We start from the raw sequence: 17,798 nt of genomic DNA on the forward strand, positions 1-17,798 counted from the left end.
CGCGATGCGGATGAGCCGGGGTGGTTTCGGGCTGGGAACGTGGCGAATATACTGAGAAAAACCTGTATCGAGGATGTTATGGCGTCACTGCTGGAAGCGATTGAGATTAAGCGCAAGATGTTGTTTGAGTTTGAGAATGCTCCTTACTACTGCATGGATGCGGATGTGAGCTCGCCTTCGGCGCGTGGCGCGCAGACGCTGGTGCGTTTGAAGATGCGCAACATGCTTACCAATGCGGTCTTCGAGAAAACGTTCAAGGCCGGCGAAAAGTTCAAGGAACCGGACATGGTGACCGTTCCGGCCTCTTATCTCTACAGCGATGGCGATGGCTCGCATTTTCTCGACCAGGAGAGCTTTGAGACGCTGACGTTGACCGAGGGAATGGTCGGCAACGCGCTCGACTTCCTGGTGGAAGGCGCGATGCTCCAGCTGCATAAGTACAACGGCAATCCGATCGGGTTGACGCTTCCGCAGTTTGTGGAGCTGGATGTGGTCGAGACGGAACCAGCTACGCGGGGCGACTCTTCGAGCGGCAGCTCGGCCAAGCCTGCGAAGCTCGAGACGGGCCTTGAGATTCGCGTGCCGCTGTTTATGAAGGTCGGTGAGAAGGTCAAGGTTTCGACTGAGACTCGGGATTTTGCTGGAAGAGCTTAATAACGGCAGCGGTGTTTCGGTCAGCTGTATCGCTGTCCGCGCTGAGGCGGCCTGCTTCTGCTTGACAGGTTATGGGCAGCGTCGTTAACTTGGGCGTGTTTGTGGGTAAGACGCAAGTTTCGCTCGCAAAATATCGCTTTTGCCCGGGAGAACGCTTGCCCACGATCTTTTCCCTGCGTTGTTTTTCGAGGCTGGCCCTTGTCGGGCTGGCCGTCCTGCCTTCGTCATTCCTGTATGCACAGAATAGCGGCGCGACCTCTGCCTGGAAAAATGGGCATTTCGAGGTGGATGTGCCGGGCGTGGTACGCCGCTCGAATATCGTGCTGGCGCGGCCAAACCTTCTGCCTTCCGAAGCGATGCCGCTGGGCAATGGACGACTCGGCCTGGGTGTCTGGTCTGCCGATGGATTGACGCTGCAGTTGAATCGCGAGGATACCTGGCCGTTCCGTGTTTCGCCGGGACATGTCGTCGTGCCGGGTTTGCGGCGCATGACTGAGGCGAGTGACTATAAGGCGCAGCTCGATCTCTACAACGGGGAACTGGTCGAGAGTGGCGGAGGCATTACCGCAACGACTTATGTGGATGACTCCTGTGACACGGCTGTGATCGAGGTAAGCGGTGTTTCGCCGGGTGAGGCGCAGACGGCGGAGTTGAAGCTGTGGCCGGGGCGAGAGCCGCACGTATTGGTTTCGGCAACCGCCGGAGCGCTTGCCGAGACGTGGCGCGATACGAACGAGATGGGCGCTTCGGGGCTGACGTTCGGCTCGCTCTCGGCGATTACTGCGGATGCGAGGGACCTGAAGGTTGCGAGCGATGCGCTGTCGGTGAAGCTGAGCTTTCATGCGAAGACGGATGGATCGTATCGCGTAATGATCGCTTCTCCTGAGTGGCGTGGCGGGGATGCGCTGGGTGCGGCGGCGGAGCTGTTTCGTCAGGCCTCTGGCCTGACGGCGGGGGAGCATCGCACCTGGTGGCATGATTTCTGGAAATCTGCTTCGTTGATTCGGCTGTCGTCGCAGAATGGCGAGGCGGAATACTTCGAGAACCTGCGCACAATCGATCTGTTTACGATGGCCGCTGAGAGCCGCGATCGCTTTCCCGGTTCGCAGGCGGGTGCGGCGGATCTATTCAATCCATTTGGCGACAATCATCACTGGGGACCGTCGGCCTATTGGCACTGGAACCTGCGTATGCAGGTCTCGGCGAATTTTGGCGCCGGGTTGGCGAGCTTCAACGAGCCATACTTCAATCTCTACAACGACAACATGGATGCGGTGGCGAAGTGGACGCGCGAACACATGGGAGGCCGCAGGGGGCTGTGCGTGCCGGAGACGATGCGCTTCAACGGTCCTGGCTATGAGAATGAAACATGGTTGAAGGCCGCAGGCATCAACTGCACCGAGGACGGGCAGCCTTACTACAATGCCCGTACCATTTCGACCGGCGCGGAGGTGGCGCTGTGGGTTTGGCAGCAGTATCTGTACACCGACGACCTGAGTTTCCTGGAGTCGCATTATCCGCTGATGCGCGAATCGGCGCGGTTTCTGCTGGCGTATGCACGGCGTAATCCTGACGGCACGCTTTACACGTATCCTTCGAATGCGCATGAGTCGAACTGGGATGTGAAGAGCCCGACGACGGATGTTTCGGCGATGCATGCGCTGTTTCCGGTTCTGCTGGAAGCCGCGAAGGCACTGGGTGTTGAGGACGATGTGACGAAGCAGGCGCGCGCGGCGATCTCCGCACTGCCGGAGATTCCGGAGCAATTGCCGGGCACGAAGGTGCTGTTGCATGGTGCGGAACGCAGCAATCCGAAGGCGATTGTGGCGAACTCATATACGCCGGGCGCGATCGTGCATAACAGCGAAAACCTTGGGCTTGAGCCGGTGTGGCCTTATGGATTAATCGGCGATGCAGGACCTATGCATGCCCTCGGCGTAGAGACGTTCATGCAGAGGCCGAATAAGTCGGAGGCGGACTGGAGCGCGGACCCGGTGCAGGCGGCACGTCTTGGGCTTGCCGACCAGATGAAGCTGACGCTTGAGCAGATCACGGAGCGCTACCAGTATTACCCCTCGGGCTTTGCGCAGCTGACGGAGTTCCCCGAGTTTTATGCCGAGCAGATCGGTGTGGTCGCAGATGCGCTGCAGAGCGGGCTGGTGCAGGACTATGACGGGCTGATTCGCGTGCTGCCGGCATGGCCGAAGGACTGGGCTGCCGATGGCACGGTCACCGTGCGGCATGGCAATCGCGTGCATGTGCAGGTGCGCGATGGCAGGCTGGTAACGCTGGGGCTCGACGCGGTGCACACGAGTGATGTGAAGGTGCGCAATCCGTGGCCTGGGCAGGTTGTGACGGTGACGGATGCAGCGAGCGGGCAGGTGGTCAAGAAGGGTTCCGAAGCAGTGATCACGATTGGAGTGAAGGAAGGCTCATCGTATCTGCTTCGCGCCGGCGCCGAGAGCGGCCCGCCTGCATTTGCCGAGGTTACGGGAACGCCCGCGACATCGGCGAAGAAGCTGGGTACGCGGACGATCGGTCTGTTTCATTAATCGATCAGCCATGGTGGAAGTAGAAGAGGTTTCCGTCGAGATCGCTCACGGTGAACTGGCGTAACCCCCAGGGCTTTGTCTGGAGGGGATCGACGATGCGGGCGCCAGACGATTGCATCTCCCGGTATGTCGCCTCAATGTCTTTAGCGAAGATCCAGTGAATGGCCGGGGCGAAGGGCTGCTTTGTCTTGCGGAGAAAGATGGCTACCTCTCCGCGCAGGACGGCACCGATTTCCTTGCCTGGATACAACCAGCCGATCTCGAAGCGCAGCGCGTCCCTGTAGTGCCGTTGCGCTCGTTCCACGTCAGCGACGGGTAACTCGGGAACGGGATATCCGATGGAAGTTGTTTTCCTGCTTGCGTCCAAAGGGGCTCTCCCTTCTGCGAAAACGCCTGCGCTGTCTATTAACACACTCTCGCGCAGGATACGCAACAGTTGTTTCAGGCTGACTTCAGCCGGGCTTTTGCGCGATTCTTCATGGCGCGATCGACGTTCTGCTCGACGAATGAGGTAAGCACCTGCATGCGCTCGCCCAGCTCCCGGCCGAAGGGTGACAGGCTGTATTCAACCTTGGGCGGCTTGGTTTCATGCACCTTTCGTAGAACGAAGCCATCCTCTTCGAGGGTGCGGAGTGTTTGTGCGAGCATCTTTTCGCTGACTCCACCGATGCGGTAGGCCAGTTCGCTGAAGCGGTAGGTCTGTTCGAGCAGCAGTACGATCACGAGAGAGCCCCACCGCGAGGTCACGTGGTCGAGAATTTCGCGTGTTGGGCAATCTGCGGCGAAGAGGTTTCCCCTGGTAATGCGGATTGTCTTGGTGCTCTTTGGCCATGGCATGAATAGAGCTTACCTCAAGGTACGTACTTACGAAAAGTAAGCCCGTACCGCTAGCATTACCTCAGTCGGCTATTGCCGGGGAGGAAGAGATGATTGTTGTGACAGGAGCCACAGGGCTGCTTGGGAGGTTGGTGGTCGAGAACCTGCTCAGGAAAGGGTCGAAAGAAATTGTGGCCGCGGTTCGTACACCGGAGAAGGCGAAGGATCTTGCAGGGCGTGGTGTCGAGGTGCGGAAGGCGGACTACAACGACCCGGCATCGTTGAAATCGGCTTTTGCGGGAGCCAGTAAGCTGCTGCTGATTTCGAGCAGCGAGCTCGGTGACCGCGTGGCGCAGCATAAGGCGGTGATCGATGCGGCGAAGGCTGCGGGAGTCCGCTTCGTCGCCTATACCAGCATCCTGCATGCGGATACGTCTCCTTTGGATCTGGCCAAGGAGCACCTGGCGACCGAGGAATATCTTCGTGCGAGCGGGCTGGCTTTCTCGATGCTTCGCAATGGGTGGTATTACGAGAACCAGACTGCGGCAATCGCTCCCTCACTCGAGCATGGCGTGTTTATTGGCGCTTCTGGTGAGGGAAGGTTCGCAGCGGCGACGCGTGCCGATTATGCCGAGGCTGCGGCAGTCGTCCTCTCAGGCGAGGGACATGAGAACACGGTCTACGAGCTTGGCGGGGATGAACCCTACAAGCGGGCGGAACTTGCTGCTGAAGCCGGCAGGCAAGTGGGGAAGGCGATTGGGTATCACGATCTCCCCGAGGCCGAGTACGAGAAGATTCTTGCCGGACTGTTGCCTCCTGCCGTGGCCCACATGATCGCAGATGCAGAGGACAAGGCGAGAGGCGGCGCGCTGGACGATGATTCCCACACGCTTAGCAGGCTGATCGGCAGGCCCACGGCCTCGCTGCGCGACGCCGTGGGTGAAGCATTGAAAGCGCTGGCTTAACCTGCGTCGGTGAGGCCGTATCGCTTGTTGCTGGTCATGAGGCGTGTGATCTCATCGACGGTGCCGATACGGCCGCGCGCTCCGGCGCGGGTGCAGTTGAGTGCGGCGGCGGCGCAGGCATAGTCGAGCTGACGCTCGATGGGCCAGCCCTGCAGGTGTCCATAGACGAAGCCGGCATGGAAGAGATCGCCGGCTCCCGTGGTGTCAACGGTCGAGACCCGATAGGCAGGGCGCTGGATGGACAACTTGCCGTCCCAGGCGAGGATGCCGTCGAGGCCGAGCGTAACGCCGGCCAGGCGGCAGCGGAACTGGTCGTGGAGCATGGCCAGGGCTTTCTTCAGGTCAGGCTCCCCGGTCAAGGCTGTTGGAAATTCCCGGCTGGCGAGGGCGTAGTCCACGAGTGGCAGCAGCTCGTTGATGCCGGGGCGTATGACGTCGAGGTCGGCGATGACCGGTATACCTGCTTCGCGGGCCCAGTTGGCGGCGGTGATGGCGGCCGTGGTGTGGTATCCGTCAACGAGCAGTGCGCGGGCGGAGGTGATCCATTCGCGCTTCATGTCCTCGGGCTGCAGGGTGAGGCGGGCGTCGCGATGGCAGAGAACGGTGCGTTCGCCTGAGCCATCGACGAGAATGAGCGACTGAGGACTGGATGCGTCGTCGACGGTGACGATGTGGGTCTCGACGCCGACGTCGTCGAAGGCGGCGCGGTGAAGGCGCGCCGCGTAGTCGTCGCCGAGGCGGCCGATGTAACGGGTGCGCAGCCCCCAGCGGCGGCAGGCGATGACAGCGGTCGAGATCTCGCCGCCAAGTAGAACGCTGCGTTCGCTGTACTCCGTCTTGGAGCCGAGGGTGGGGAACGTTTCGAGGGGAATTACGGTATCCGTTGCGTTAAGACCGACACCGACCAGATCGACTTTAGTGACAGAAAGCTGCTTAGACATCACTGTCCATGCTAATCGCTGGGGAGGTTTGATGTAAGCGGGGCAGATAGCGCTCTGAATCGCCTGCGGCCTCGAGCTTGCTGGCGTTGCGATTTGCTTTCACGCGAACCTGCAGGCGGGATCGATCCGACGCCCATCTTCTGATCATGTAGCTGCTTCCATGCGCATAGCAGCAATTTGTTGTGCCCTGAAATTTCACAAAAGCAAAATTTAAGTCGCGTTGTCTTGTTCCGATCACATGTTTGCGGTCGTGATTGCTTTGCATTCTGATCTGGAATAACCTCACCTTTCATCTCAACCTGTCGGCGGTGTTTGCCGATGGCCGGCCGCTCTGTGCACGATTCGCGGCTCCTATCTACAAGGAGTGACCTGTGAGTTTTGCCGCCAGAGCCAGACGTGCCTTTTTTGTGCTTACCCTCGCCCTTGCAGCGGCAGTTTGTGTCTATGGCGGTGTGCGGCTTGTTCGCGACTTCGTCATCCATCCACGAATAGAGAGTGTTTATCCTCATGCGGGCGACGTAGGTGTCGATCTGAGAGTGCCGGTCAGACTGACCTTCAATAAGTCCATGTCGGCCAGGACGATTCTTCCGGCTACCCTGGCGTTGCAGGATGAGCATGGCGCGGCGGTTCCAGGCAGCGTCACTTACGACGATTCGACACATACGGCGCGTCTGTTGCCGGCGTCCGCGCTACAGCAGGGCTCAACTTACGAAGTGGCGGTCAGGAAAGGCATCCTTGACCGTTACAATCGTCCGCTGGTCGAGGAGAAGAGATGGCGTTTCACGACCGGCATTGAGGCGGCGGGTTCGCCGGCCGAGGGACCGGGTGGGCCGATCCTTCTTGTCACGAGCAGGTCGAACGGTTTCAGCCAGTACTATGCGGAGATTCTTCGCAACGAAGGATTGAATGAGTTCGATGTGAAGGATCTAGCCGACGTCTCTTCGGCTGAACTTGCACAGCATGACATTGTGCTGCTCGGCGAGATGCCTGTTGATGACGATCACGTTCGCATGTTCATGGATTGGGTGCGGGGCGGTGGGAAGCTGATCACGATGCGGCCTGCGCAGAAGCTTGCCGAGGCGCTTGGATTGAGCCTGGCGGCTTCGGACAGCGATGGACCTGTTCAGCACAGCGGTTATTTGAAGATTGATGCGAAGGCTGCGGCGGGCTCGGGGCTTGTGCAACGGCCGATCCAGTTTCATGGCGATGCCGACCGGTTTGTGTCGGAAGATGCTACCGTGCTCGCCACGCTCTATAAAGATGGCAAGACGGCAACGCCTTATCCCGCGGTTCGCTCTTTGCACGTGGGAAGCGGCACGGCGATTGTGTTCAGCTATGACCTGGCTAAGTCGGTCGTCTACACGCGGCAGGGCAATCCGGAGTGGTCGGGCGTGGAACGGGATGGGATAGCGCCGGTGCGATCCGATGACCTGTTTTACGGCGCGAGCGAGAAGGATCCGCAACCGGACTGGGTGGATACGGAGACGATTGCGATTCCGCAGGCTGACATGCAGCAGAGGCTGCTGGCGAATCTGATGATTCTTTCGAGCGCAGGCAGGGAACCGCTTCCACATTTCTGGTATCTGCCGCGAGGCCTGAAGGCGGTGATCGTTATGACCGGCGACGATCATGGGCACGGAGGAACGATCGGGCGTTTTCGGCACTTTGCGCGTAAGAGCCCGGACGGCTGTTCGCTCGAGAACTGGGAGTGCATCCGCGCGACCTCGAACATTTTTGTGGGATCGATCTCTACCGAAGAAGCGGCGTATTTTGCGAAAGAGGGTTTCGAGATCGGCCTGCATGTCTTTACCGCCTGCACCGACTGGCCGACGAAGACGGTTCGAGGCAGCGATGGCGTTGACAGACGGCAGGTGGTTCGCGAGGCGGCGGACGCGCTCTATACCCAGCAGCTCCAGGGCTTTGCGGCGAAGTATCCTGGTGTGCCGGCGCCGGTGAGCAATCGAACCGATTGCATCACCTGGGGCGACTACGACACGCAGCCGCAGGTGGAGCTGAGCCACCAGATTCGCCTCGATACGAACTACTATTACTGGCCTCCGAAATGGGTGAAAGACAAGCCCGGGCTTTTTACGGGATCGGCCATGCCGATGCGCTTCGCACGGCAGGACGGCAGGCTGATCGATGTGTACCAGGCGACGACGCAGATGACGGATGAGTCAGGCCAGAGCTATCCGTACACGGTCGATACGCTGCTCGGGAATGCGCTGGGTAGCGAGGAATACTTCGGTGTGCTCACGGCTAACATGCATAACGACCTGGTGAAGTCTCGAGGCGCGGACGCCATTCTTGCCTCTGCCGAGAAGCATCATGTGCCGGTGATAACGGCCGCACAGTTACTGCAATGGCTGGATGGGCGGAATGCTTCGCGGTTCCGGAACCTGACGTGGTTGGGTAACAGGCTCTCCTTTTCGATCGAAGTGGGGATCGGAGGAAACGGTATCGAGGCGATGCTGCCTGTGCAATCGGCTGTGGGAGACCTGGCTTCCGTTTCTTTGAATGGGACGGCGGTGCAGTGGCAGAAGCGAAGCGTGGCCGGCATTGATTATGCTGTTTTCGCGGCTGCTCCGGGAACATTCTCGGCGAGTTATGGTCATTCGGTGGGGAATGCGGTTGCCAGCAGTGGAGCGGCTCCAAGATAATCCGGACGACGCCGCTTTATACTTGTGGGTTGAGCCTGCGTTTTTCACTATGAGTCGATCAAATATATTGAAGGCGATCTTCACCGATATACAGTTCTGGATTCCTGCCATTGTTCTGGTTTTTGGCATTGCGTTGCTCGTGGTCCTGCACTAGACCGCAGATCTAGAAGAAAAGGACCGAACGATGGGAAGCAGTGTATCCCCGGTACAAAAAACGGGCCTCTCGCTGCACGCGCTGGGAGTGATCTGCGGACTTGCCGCAGGTGTGTGGCTGGGCGCGGCGGAGGCTCCGACGAAGCTGGTGACGGCGGGCCTGTCTCCCTTTGCGATTTCGTTGTGCATGGTGGCCGGTGTCTTCACGGCGCGCTGGACGTTTCCCACGCTGCTGAAGGGGACCTCCTACGTGTTTGCCGACCTGAGGGCGAAGAAACACCTGATCGTGTGGGCGGTTCTCGCGGGCGGCTTGTGGGCGGTTGCGAATACTCTTACCGTTTTTGCCATTCGCGATGTGGGGTTGGCGTCTGCCTTTCCTTTATGGAACACGAATGGACTCATCGGCCTGCTGTGGGCGAGGCTGCTGTTCCATGAGCTGAAAGGCGCGAACGCCAGGAATATTCTCAAGGTCGTTGCCGGCACGGTGCTGATCGTGGGAGCTGCGATCATGCTGGGCTTCAGCACAATCCATGGGACATCTGCCATGCCGGGAACGTCGCCGCGCGCGGTGAAGGGACTCATCGCTGCGTTTGGGGCGAGCCTGATGTGGGGCACGATGTATGTGCCGTATCGCAAGGCTTATATCAGCGGCATGAATCCTCTGTCGTTTGTGACCGTGTTTACGATCGGCGAGCTGGGCACGATGTTCGCGTTGACGTTCTGCCTGGATGGCGGAACGCACTCCTCGGCCTTTCAGTTTGCGCATAGCCAGGCACTGCTGTTCTGGCTGTTCCTGGGCGGCTTTATCTGGGTGATCGGCGACCTGTTCCAGCAGTTTGCCACGAAGTATCTTGGCATTGGCCGCGGCATTCCGCTGTCGAATACCAACCAGTTGTGGGGACTTGCCTGGGGAGCGCTGGTTTTCGGCGAGTTGGCGTCGGCGGACTTTCGGCACAAGCTGCTGGTGCTGTCCGGATCGGTGCTGATGATCCTGGGCGCGCTGGCAATCAGTACGGCGGTGGCGTCTTCCCGTGAGCACCTCTCCAATAACGCCACGCTGGAGAGGGAATGCGACAGGTACGGGTTGAACTATCTTGAGGTTCTCGCGGCGCAGAGCGGAGAAGAGCCGGGGGATCGCAGCCAACGGCGCCGCTGGTGGGATGTGGCGATCGTGGCCGCGGCGACGGGAGTTTTTCTGTGGCTGGGGCTGCATGCGAAGGCTCCTCCCATCTTCATGAACCTGCGCTGGCTTGCGGTGCTCGGCGTGGTGATGCTTTTTGCGTTGGTTGGGGCTGGGTATAGTCTTTGGCGGCATACGAAGTTCAGTTAATTTGGCGGCTGAAGCCAGATACTGCTTGTATGTAGCGGGCCGCAGGGGCCATTCCTCTGCTGGAATTCCAGGTGCGGTCCCCTCACTTCGTTCGGGATGACAACCTTGGGGGGCGGAACCACATTTTTCCGGTGAGAGAAAGGCTCCGCGGTGCTTTGGTTTCATGCGCCGCGGAGTTTTTCTGTTTAGGCATCGGCTTTGTGGCGGGGTCGATGAAGACGGGTTATCCGAATTGGGCCGTGCAGGAAACACTTGCCGGATGTGATGCGGCTAGGGTCTCATGGCTGGTGTCTCCAGAGTGCGGAGACGCAGGTGAAATTACAGAAACATTTCTGCGATTTGTATCCAAATTAGTCTACAATTTTGTTTATGCCTACAGGCCCTGTGACTGCGAGAGTCATCGACTCTCATACTGAAGGTGAGCCAACTCGTGTTGTCGTTGAAGGTGGTCCGGAGCTAGGCTCGGGCAGCTTCCAGGAACGGCTTGAGATCTTTCGCCGTGATTATGATGATTTCCGTGCCGGGGTGTGTTGCGAACCGCGTGGGTCGGAAGTCGTAGTGGGCGCGATGCTTTGCGCGCCTACGGATGCAAGTTGCGCGGCCGGCGTAATTTTTTTTAATGACGTGGGGTACCTGGGAATGTGCGGTCATGGCACGATCGGCGTTGTGCGGACGCTGGCTCACCTTGGCCGGATCGAGCCGGGAAGCCATCGCATCGAGACGCCGGTGGGCATTGTCGAAGCGGAACTGCTGCCGGATGGAGCGGTGCGCGTGCGCAATGTGGAGAGCTATCGCTATCGCGCCGCAGTCTCAGTTGATGTGCCGGGCAATGGCACGCTGGTGGGCGATATCGCGTGGGGAGGGAACTGGTTCTTCCTGATCGGCGACCACAGCTATGATCTTTCGCTTGAGAATCGCTACGAGCTGGTGCGTGCGACGCATGCGATCCGGCAGGCGCTTGCGCAGGCCGGGATTACCGGCAAGGATGGCGCGGTGATCGACCACATTGAATTATTCGGCGAGCCGGTGCATGCGGAGAACTCGAGCCGCAACTTTGTGCTGTGTCCCGGTGCGTCGTTCGACCGCTCACCCTGTGGCACGGGAACGAGCGCGAAGATGGCGTGCCTGTATGCGGACGGCAAGCTCTCGGACGGCGATAAGTGGCGGCAGGAAGGCATCCTGGGAACACACTTTATCGGGACGATTGAAGCGCATGGGGAGTCGGTGTTGCCGACGATCGAGGGCCGCGCCTGGATCTCTGCGGAGTCGACTTTGATCTTCGATCCTAGTGACCCGTTCCGGGGTGGAATCGGTTTTTGATGCAGTTTGACGTACTCATTCTCGGCGCAGGTATCGTCGGTTCAGCGTGTGCGCTGGAGTGTGCGCGCGCGGGGATGAAGGTGGGCATTGTCGAGCCGAATGTGCCTGCGAATGGCGCAAGCGCCGCGGGGATGGGACACATCGTGGTGATGGACGACTCGCCCGCGCAGCTGGCTCTTTCGCGCTATGGCCGCGAGTTGTGGCAGCAGATGCGCCAGGCGTTGCCCGCGACTGTCGAGTACGAGCAATGTGGAACGCTATGGGTTGCGGCCGATGAGGAAGAGATGCAGGAGGTGCATGCGAAGCAGCGCACTTATGCGTCGGTCGGCGTGGAGACGGAAATTCTCGACGCCCAGGCTTTGGAGCATGCCGAGCCGCAACTGCGCAAAGGCCTCGCGGGCGGATTGCGGGTGCCGGGAGACGGTGTGATCTACCCTCCGGCTGCGGCGCGGTTTTTTCTGGATGAGGCGATCCGGCTGGGCGCGACGCTTTTGCGCGGCGTGCTTCCGGTCGCGGCCGCGCAGGGCAGAGTGAAGCTGCAGGATGGATCCGGGCTTTCTGCCGGGGCAATTGTAATCGCCACTGGTGTGAATACGAGTCTTGTGCCGTGGATCACGGTGCAGCCGCGCAAGGGACATCTTGTGATCACAGATCGCTATCCGGGATTTGTTCGCCACCAGCTAGTGGAGTTGGGATATCTGAAGAGCGCGCACAAGCTGACTGCCGATTCGGTGGCGTTCAATGTGCAGCCGCGGCAGACGGGGCAATTGCTGATCGGCTCTTCGCGCCAGTACAGCGATGCGGTGCCGGATGTGGATGCGGCGATTCTGCGCCGGATGCTGGACCGGGCGAGCGAGTATCTGCCTCGTATTTCCGAGCTATCGGCGATTCGCGTGTGGACGGGGTTTCGTGCGGCGACTCCGGATAAACTGCCGTTGATTGGGCCGACGCCGGACCGTTCCGTTTTTCTTGCCATGGGCTTCGAAGGGCTGGGGATTACGAATGCTCCGGGTGCTGCGAGGCTGGTTGGGGATTATCTGCTGGGCCGCGAGCCGGCGATCGATCGCACGCCGTTTTTGCCTGGCCGCGCGTTGAAGCAGGCGGAGGCGATGCGTGCCTGAATCCCGGTTGATCACAGTGCAGGTGAATGGCAAGGCGGTTTCAGTGCCTGCGGGCTCGATGGTGAGTGCGGCCATGCTGAAGGCCGGCGATCTATGCCGCGTCTCGGTGACGGGTGAGCCGAGGAGCGCGCTCTGTGGCATGGGCATCTGCTTTGAATGCCGCGCGGTGATCAATGGCGTAGCGCATAGCCGCTCCTGCCAGGTAGCGTGCCGCGAGGGTATGACGGTGGAGACGCAGCGATGAGCATGCGTTGGGACGTGTTGATTGTAGGAGCCGGCCCTGCGGGCATGGCGGCTGCGGTTGCGGCATCACGCGGACGTCTTCGCGTGGCGGTTCTCGATGACAACGCCGCGGCTGGAGGACAGATCTGGCGTCGTGGACTGGGTGAGACCGCTGAGCCCGCGAAACAGAAAATGTTGCACGCCTTCAAGGAATGCGGTGCGGTGCTGCTGGCGGGGCGCCGAGTGGTGCAGGCTCCTGAGCCGGGAGTGCTCGAGGCGTGGTGCGACGAGACGAATGTGCTCGAGCGCTATCACTACGACCGGTTGATTCTTGCGACCGGTGCACGTGAACGTTTTCTGCCGTTTCCGGGATGGACGCTTCCCGGCGTGATGGGTGCGGGTGGCCTGCAGGCCCTGGTGCGCGGGGGATACGATGTGCGTGGCAAGAGAGTTGTCGTCGCTGGCACTGGGCCGTTGTTGATGGCTGTGGCCGCGCACCTGAAGCACGATGGGGCGAAGGTGGTTGCCATCTGCGAGCAGGCTTCGATGGCGCGGATGCTTCCGTTTGCGGCGCAGCTGGCGAAGAAGCCGTCCAAGATCTTGCAGGCGGTTGCCCTCGGTGCGAATCTGCGCGGTGTGAGTTACAAAACCGGCTGCTGGCCTGTAGCGGCGATTGGCAACGGCAGGCTGCAGCACGTGGAGCTGACGGATGGACGTCGCCGCTGGACGGAGCAATGCGACCTGCTGGCCTGCGGCTTTCATCTTGTTCCGAATCTCGAGTTGCCTCTGCTCTTTGGGTGTCGTGTCGAGAATGACGCGGTTGCGGTGAATGCTATGCAGCAGACTTCGGTAGCAGGCGTGTATTGCGCGGGCGAGCCGACAGGCATTGCGGGTGTGGATGCGGCGCTGCTGCAGGGCGAGATTGCAGGGCTGGCGGCTGCGGGCAACACAGGCGGCGCGGAGAAGCTGGTGGCTCGCAGCAAGGCGGAGCGCGCATTCGGAGAGGCGATGACGAGTGCGTTTCGCCTGCGCGACGAAGTGCTGCGGCTGTGCGATGCCAACACGATTGTGTGCCGCTGCGAGGATGTTTCCTATGGATCGCTGAAGGCGCTTGCGGATGAAAAGAATAACTGGACCGATGCCAAGCTGCTGACGCGCTGTGGCATGGGGCCCTGCCAGGGGCGCGTGTGCGGCCCTGCGGTGGAGGCGCTCTTCGGCTGGAAGAATGCTTCGGTGCGTCCACCTGTGTTTCCCGTTCCCATCGCGGCTTTTATCACCGAGCCGCAGAGTGAATTCGATAACCAACAAGCTTTACAGGAGATGCAATGAACTGGTTTGGCGTAATGCCTGCAATGACGACTTCCTTCGACGCGAACCTCGCTGTCGATCACGCGTTTCTGGCGCAGCACGCGGCGTGGCTGCTTGAGAACGGATGCAAGGGCCTGGTGATGCTTGGCTCGCTCGGCGAAGGTGCGACGCTTGAGCACGACGAGAAGATCGCCATTCTGAAGACAGCTGTGAAGGCTTCGGAGAAGTTTGGTACGCCAGTGATTGCGGCAATCTCTTCTCTGTCGACAGCCAATGCTGTTCGTCTTGCCAAGGAAGCGGAAGAGGCGGGATGCAGCGGCTTGATGGTGCTGCCTCCTTATGTCTACACTTCCGACTGGCGCGAGATGAAGGCGCATGTGTCGGCGATTATCGGCGCAACGAAGCTTTCGTGCATGCTCTACAACAATCCTGTTGCTTATAAGACGGACTTTCTGCCGGAGCAGATTGCGGAGCTGGCGGCGGAGCACGAGAACCTTGAGGCAGTGAAGGAATCGAGCGCGGATGTGCGTCGCGTGGCGGCGATTCGTGGCGTGGTGGGCGATCGCCTGAAGATCTTTGTGGGCGTGGATGACGTGCTGGTCGAAGCGGTCGATGCAGGCGCGACCGGATGGGTCGCCGGCCTGGTGAATGCCTTCCCCAAGGAATCTGTGGAGCTGTTCGAGCTGGCGCTCGCAGGCAAGCGCAAGGAAGCTTATGAGCTGTACGGGTGGTTCCTGCCGCTGCTGCGCATGGATACTGTGCCGAAGTTTGTGCAGCTGATCAAGTGGGTGCAGGGCGAGACGGGAAGCGGCTCGGCACGCGTGCGTGCGCCGCGCCTGGAGCTTGCCGGTGCCGATCTTTCCGATGCGCAGGCTGTGCTGGCCAAGGCGCTGGCGAATCGTCCGGCGGTGAAGTCGACTGCGTTTCCAGCGCTGCAGGAGGCCTAACGTGACAGTCGCCGTGGAGAAACTGCGCGGATCTTCGTGGATTGCTGGCGTCGCCTCTAGCAGCGGCGGCGCCAGCTTCCATGGCTATAACCCTGTCGATGGCAGCAGGCTTGAGCCTGCGTACGCATCGGCCTCGCCTGCGGAGGTAGACAGCGCTGTAGCTGTCGCGGAAGAGGCTGCGGGTTTCCTGGCGGCGAGTTCGGGCAAGGATCGCGCGAAGCTGCTGCGGGCGATTGCCGATGGCATCGATGCTGCTGCCGAAGCGTTGATTGTGCGAGCGAATCTGGAGACAGCGTTGCCGCGTCCTCGCTTGACGGGCGAGGTGGGCCGCACGAGCAACCAGCTTCGCCTGTTTGCCGGTGTGATCGAAGAGGGTTCGTGGGTGAACGCGCGCATTGACACGGCGGACCCGGCGCGTATGCCTCCCAAACCGGATGTTCGTTCCATGCTGCGTCCTCTCGGACCAGTTGTCGTGTTTGGCGCGAGCAATTTTCCTCTGGCGTTTTCTGTTGCAGGTGGCGATACGGCGTCGGCTCTCGCTGCTGGCAATCCTGTGATTGTGAAGGCGCATCCGGCGCATCCCGGCACGAGTGAGCTGGTTGCACAGATCATCGTGGAAGCGGTGAAGGCGAATGGTTTTCCTGCTGGCACATTTGCGCTGCTTTTCGATGCTGGACATGAAGTGGGTGCGAAGCTGGTGCAGCATCCGGCGGTGCGTGCTGTGGGCTTTACCGGTTCTTTCCGTGGTGGCCGTGCGTTGATGGATCTTGCGGCGAAGCGTGAAGTGCCGATCCCGGTATATGCGGAGATGGGCAGCACCAACCCGGTGTTCATTCTGCCGGGCGCGTTGAAGACGAAGAGCGAAGCGCTGGCTGTGGGGTTGCATCAATCGTTCACGTTGGGCGGCGGGCAGTTCTGCACCAAGCCCGGCATGGTGTTCGTGGAAGACCAGCACGCGGCCGACTTCACGGCAAAGCTGCGGGGCAGTGTGGCGGAGAGCCCTTCGTTCAGCCTGCTGACCGAAGGCATTGCCAGGGTCTATGGCGAGGGCATCGAAGAGCGAGGCAAACTTGCCACCGTGACAGGCACAAAATCAGATGAGGGCTTTGCCGCTCAGGGAACGTTGCTGGAAGTGGGGGCGGATGCATTCCTCGCGGACAAGCATCTTTCCGAAGAGGTCTTTGGACCGACGACGCTGCTGGTGCATTGCGACTCTACCGAACAGATGATGCGTGCGGCGCGTGAGCTTGAGGGGCACCTGACGGCTACGGTTCTTGGAACGGACGAAGACCTTGCCGCGCATGGCGAGCTTCTGCGCGTGCTCGAGACGAAGGTAGGGCGCGTGATCTTCAATGCGTTTCCGACCGGCGTCGAGGTGAATCATGCGATGGTGCATGGCGGTCCGTATCCTGCGACCTCCGATGGACGCTCGACCTCAGTGGGCAGCCTTGCGATCTTCCGCTTTGCGCGTCCGGTGGCGTACCAGGGATTGCCGCAATTTGCGCTGCCTATGGAACTGCGTGATGAGAATCCGCTGGGTTTGCATCGCCTGTGGAATGGCAGCTTCGAGAAGTAGCAGGATCGCAGAGGAAATTCAGTTCGAGGTTCCGGGATGAAGCTCACGTCGTTGTTGGCAGGCTGCGTGGTATTGGGCCTGCAGGCTTTCTGTATGGGTGCGCAGGCGCAGGGTGTGCTGGCGCCGACTCCGCCGATGGGGTGGAACAGCTGGAACCATTTTGCGGAGAAGGTGACGGACAAGGATGTACGTGCGGCTGCCGATGCGATGGTTGCGAGCGGCATGCGCGATGCGGGCTACGTCTACGTGAACATCGACGATGGCTGGCAAGGAAAGCGTGATGCAGCGGGCAACATCCAGGCGAATGAACGCTTTCCTGACATGAAGGCGCTTGCCGATTATGTGCATGGCAAAGGTTTGAAGCTTGGTATCTACACCTCACCCGGTGCGCATACCTGCGCGGGTTTTGAAGGTTCGCTTGGGCACGAGAAGCAGGATGCCGCCATGTATGCGAAGTGGGGCGTCGATTATCTGAAGTATGACCTTTGCTCTTACACAGAGAACCTGAAGCAGCGCGCGGGCAACGACCATGCGAAGTCGCAGGCAGTGATGGAAGAGGTCTACCGCACGATGCATGATGCGCTTGCTTCGACGGGCCGGCCGATTGTGCTGTCACTCTGCCAATACGGATGGGAAGCGGTGTGGCGCTGGGGTGCGGAGACGGGCGGCAGCCTGTGGCGGACGACGGGAGATATCGAGGACAACTATGCTTCGATGGAGCGGATCGGCTTTTCGCAGGCGGGTCTCGCGAAGTTTGCCGGGCCGGGGCGCTGGAACGATCCTGACATGCTGGAAGTGGGCAATGGCGGCATGAACAGCGAGGAATATCGTTCGCACATGACGCTGTGGGCGATGCTGGCTGCTCCGCTGCTGGCGGGCAATGATCTCTCCAAAATGACCGATGACACGAAATCGATCCTGATGAATCGTGAAGTGATCGCGGTCGATCAGGATGCCGCGGGGCACCAGGGCGATCGTGTGTATACCGAGGGCCCGCTCGAGGTATGGAGCAAGCCGCTTGCCGACGGCAGCGTGGCCGTGGCTATCTTCAGCCGCTGGCGTATGCCTCTGGATTTCGATGTGCCGATGACGAAGCTTGGCTTTGGCGAGAACGAAGCGGTGAAGGCTCGCGACCTTTGGGCACATCAGGATCTGCCGGAGATTCGTGGCGCGTTTCATACGAAGCTTAAGCCGCACAGTGTTGTGTTGCTTCGTCTGAGCCGGTGATTGTTA

At 60.3% G+C, this 17,798-nt stretch carries 15 protein-coding genes; 12 read left to right on the top strand and 3 right to left on the bottom strand.

Annotated elements, in window-relative coordinates; all coding sequences use genetic code 11:
* The first annotated feature begins 78 nt into the window (after positions 1-78).
* Positions 79-654 (top strand): elongation factor P, encoded by a 576-nt coding sequence (locus tag LJD29_RS16310; RefSeq protein WP_446742616.1) that lies wholly within the window; start codon positions 79-81, stop codon positions 652-654.
* 155 nt (positions 655-809) lie between these two features.
* On the top strand, positions 810-3,206 hold the full coding sequence (locus LJD29_RS16315; RefSeq protein ID WP_446742617.1) for a glycosyl hydrolase family 95 catalytic domain-containing protein: 2,397 nt from the start codon (positions 810-812) through the stop codon (positions 3,204-3,206).
* A gap of 4 nt (positions 3,207-3,210) precedes the next feature.
* Here the strand turns inward: LJD29_RS16315 and LJD29_RS16320 are convergent, their stop codons facing one another.
* Together LJD29_RS16320 and LJD29_RS16325 are read right to left on the bottom strand one after the other, a co-directional pair.
* The gene (locus LJD29_RS16320) at positions 3,211-3,573 is read right to left on the bottom strand and encodes a VOC family protein (protein WP_446742618.1); all 363 of its coding nucleotides are present in this window, start codon (positions 3,571-3,573) and stop codon (positions 3,211-3,213) included.
* A 74-nt stretch (positions 3,574-3,647) separates the two neighbouring features.
* Positions 3,648-4,043 (bottom strand): winged helix-turn-helix transcriptional regulator, encoded by a 396-nt coding sequence (locus tag LJD29_RS16325; RefSeq protein ID WP_446742619.1) that lies wholly within the window; start codon positions 4,041-4,043, stop codon positions 3,648-3,650.
* 89 nt (positions 4,044-4,132) lie between these two features.
* On the opposite strand from LJD29_RS16325, the gene LJD29_RS16330 reads away from it, so the two are divergent.
* Positions 4,133-4,987 carry an SDR family oxidoreductase gene (locus LJD29_RS16330; RefSeq protein ID WP_446742620.1) on the top strand — a complete coding sequence of 285 codons (855 nt, stop codon included), beginning with the start codon at positions 4,133-4,135 and terminating at the stop codon, positions 4,985-4,987.
* On the opposite strand, the gene LJD29_RS16335 is transcribed toward LJD29_RS16330, so the two are convergent.
* Positions 4,984-5,928, bottom strand: coding sequence for a carbohydrate kinase family protein (locus LJD29_RS16335; RefSeq protein WP_446742621.1), 945 nt, complete (start codon positions 5,926-5,928; stop codon positions 4,984-4,986). The genes LJD29_RS16330 and LJD29_RS16335 overlap by 4 nt on opposite strands.
* A gap of 371 nt (positions 5,929-6,299) precedes the next feature.
* On the opposite strand from LJD29_RS16335, the gene LJD29_RS16340 reads away from it, so the two are divergent.
* The 9 genes from LJD29_RS16340 to LJD29_RS16380 all read left to right on the top strand — a co-directional run bounded on the left by LJD29_RS16340 (position 6,300) and on the right by LJD29_RS16380 (position 17,792).
* Positions 6,300-8,588, top strand: coding sequence for an Ig-like domain-containing domain (locus LJD29_RS16340; protein ID WP_446742622.1), 2,289 nt, complete (start codon positions 6,300-6,302; stop codon positions 8,586-8,588).
* A 184-nt stretch (positions 8,589-8,772) separates the two neighbouring features.
* On the top strand, positions 8,773-10,071 hold the full coding sequence (locus LJD29_RS16345) for a GRP family sugar transporter (protein WP_446742623.1): 1,299 nt from the start codon (positions 8,773-8,775) through the stop codon (positions 10,069-10,071).
* Positions 10,072-10,440: 369 nt separating this feature from the next.
* A complete protein-coding gene (locus tag LJD29_RS16350; RefSeq protein WP_446742624.1) occupies positions 10,441-11,391 on the top strand; it encodes a proline racemase family protein in 951 nt (316 codons plus the stop codon).
* Positions 11,391-12,512: an NAD(P)/FAD-dependent oxidoreductase gene (locus LJD29_RS16355; RefSeq protein WP_446742625.1), complete on the top strand. Its 1,122-nt coding sequence runs from the start codon at positions 11,391-11,393 to the stop codon at positions 12,510-12,512. The genes LJD29_RS16350 and LJD29_RS16355 overlap by 1 nt, the downstream gene beginning before the upstream one ends.
* On the top strand, positions 12,505-12,756 hold the full coding sequence (locus LJD29_RS16360; protein ID WP_446742626.1) for a (2Fe-2S)-binding protein: 252 nt from the start codon (positions 12,505-12,507) through the stop codon (positions 12,754-12,756). Before LJD29_RS16355 ends, LJD29_RS16360 begins: the two co-directional genes overlap by 8 nt.
* Positions 12,753-14,063, top strand: coding sequence for an FAD/NAD(P)-dependent oxidoreductase (locus LJD29_RS16365; RefSeq protein WP_446742627.1), 1,311 nt, complete (start codon positions 12,753-12,755; stop codon positions 14,061-14,063). The genes LJD29_RS16360 and LJD29_RS16365 overlap by 4 nt, the downstream gene beginning before the upstream one ends.
* Entirely contained in the window at positions 14,060-14,989 is a 930-nt protein-coding gene (locus LJD29_RS16370) for a dihydrodipicolinate synthase family protein (protein WP_446742628.1), read from the top strand. Before LJD29_RS16365 ends, LJD29_RS16370 begins: the two co-directional genes overlap by 4 nt.
* Before the next feature lies 1 nt (position 14,990).
* On the top strand, positions 14,991-16,565 hold the full coding sequence (locus LJD29_RS16375) for an aldehyde dehydrogenase (NADP(+)) (RefSeq protein ID WP_446742629.1): 1,575 nt from the start codon (positions 14,991-14,993) through the stop codon (positions 16,563-16,565).
* Between the two features lie 36 nt (positions 16,566-16,601).
* Positions 16,602-17,792: a glycoside hydrolase family 27 protein gene (locus LJD29_RS16380; RefSeq protein ID WP_446742630.1), complete on the top strand. Its 1,191-nt coding sequence runs from the start codon at positions 16,602-16,604 to the stop codon at positions 17,790-17,792.
* Positions 17,793-17,798 lie beyond the last annotated feature (6 nt).

The sequence above is a fragment of the Silvibacterium acidisoli genome, from assembly GCA_022870745.1.
GTDB lineage: Bacteria > Acidobacteriota > Terriglobia > Terriglobales > Acidobacteriaceae > Silvibacterium.

Excerpts from the sequence above, each read along its gene's own strand:
- LJD29_RS16325 (WP_446742619.1), bottom strand. The coding sequence starts at position 4,043 with ATGCCATGGCCAAAGAGCACCAAGACAATCCGCATTACCAGGGGAAAC.
- LJD29_RS16380 (WP_446742630.1), top strand. The coding sequence starts at position 16,602 with ATGAAGCTCACGTCGTTGTTGGCAGGCTGCGTGGTATTGGGCCTGCAG.
- LJD29_RS16350 (WP_446742624.1), top strand. The coding sequence starts at position 10,441 with ATGCCTACAGGCCCTGTGACTGCGAGAGTCATCGACTCTCATACTGAA.
- LJD29_RS16330 (WP_446742620.1), top strand. The coding sequence starts at position 4,133 with ATGATTGTTGTGACAGGAGCCACAGGGCTGCTTGGGAGGTTGGTGGTC.
- LJD29_RS16370 (WP_446742628.1), top strand. The coding sequence starts at position 14,060 with ATGAACTGGTTTGGCGTAATGCCTGCAATGACGACTTCCTTCGACGCG.
- LJD29_RS16310 (WP_446742616.1), top strand. The coding sequence starts at position 79 with ATGGCGTCACTGCTGGAAGCGATTGAGATTAAGCGCAAGATGTTGTTT.
- LJD29_RS16335 (WP_446742621.1), bottom strand. The coding sequence starts at position 5,928 with ATGTCTAAGCAGCTTTCTGTCACTAAAGTCGATCTGGTCGGTGTCGGT.
- LJD29_RS16365 (WP_446742627.1), top strand. The coding sequence starts at position 12,753 with ATGAGCATGCGTTGGGACGTGTTGATTGTAGGAGCCGGCCCTGCGGGC.
- LJD29_RS16355 (WP_446742625.1), top strand. The coding sequence starts at position 11,391 with ATGCAGTTTGACGTACTCATTCTCGGCGCAGGTATCGTCGGTTCAGCG.
- LJD29_RS16345 (WP_446742623.1), top strand. The coding sequence starts at position 8,773 with ATGGGAAGCAGTGTATCCCCGGTACAAAAAACGGGCCTCTCGCTGCAC.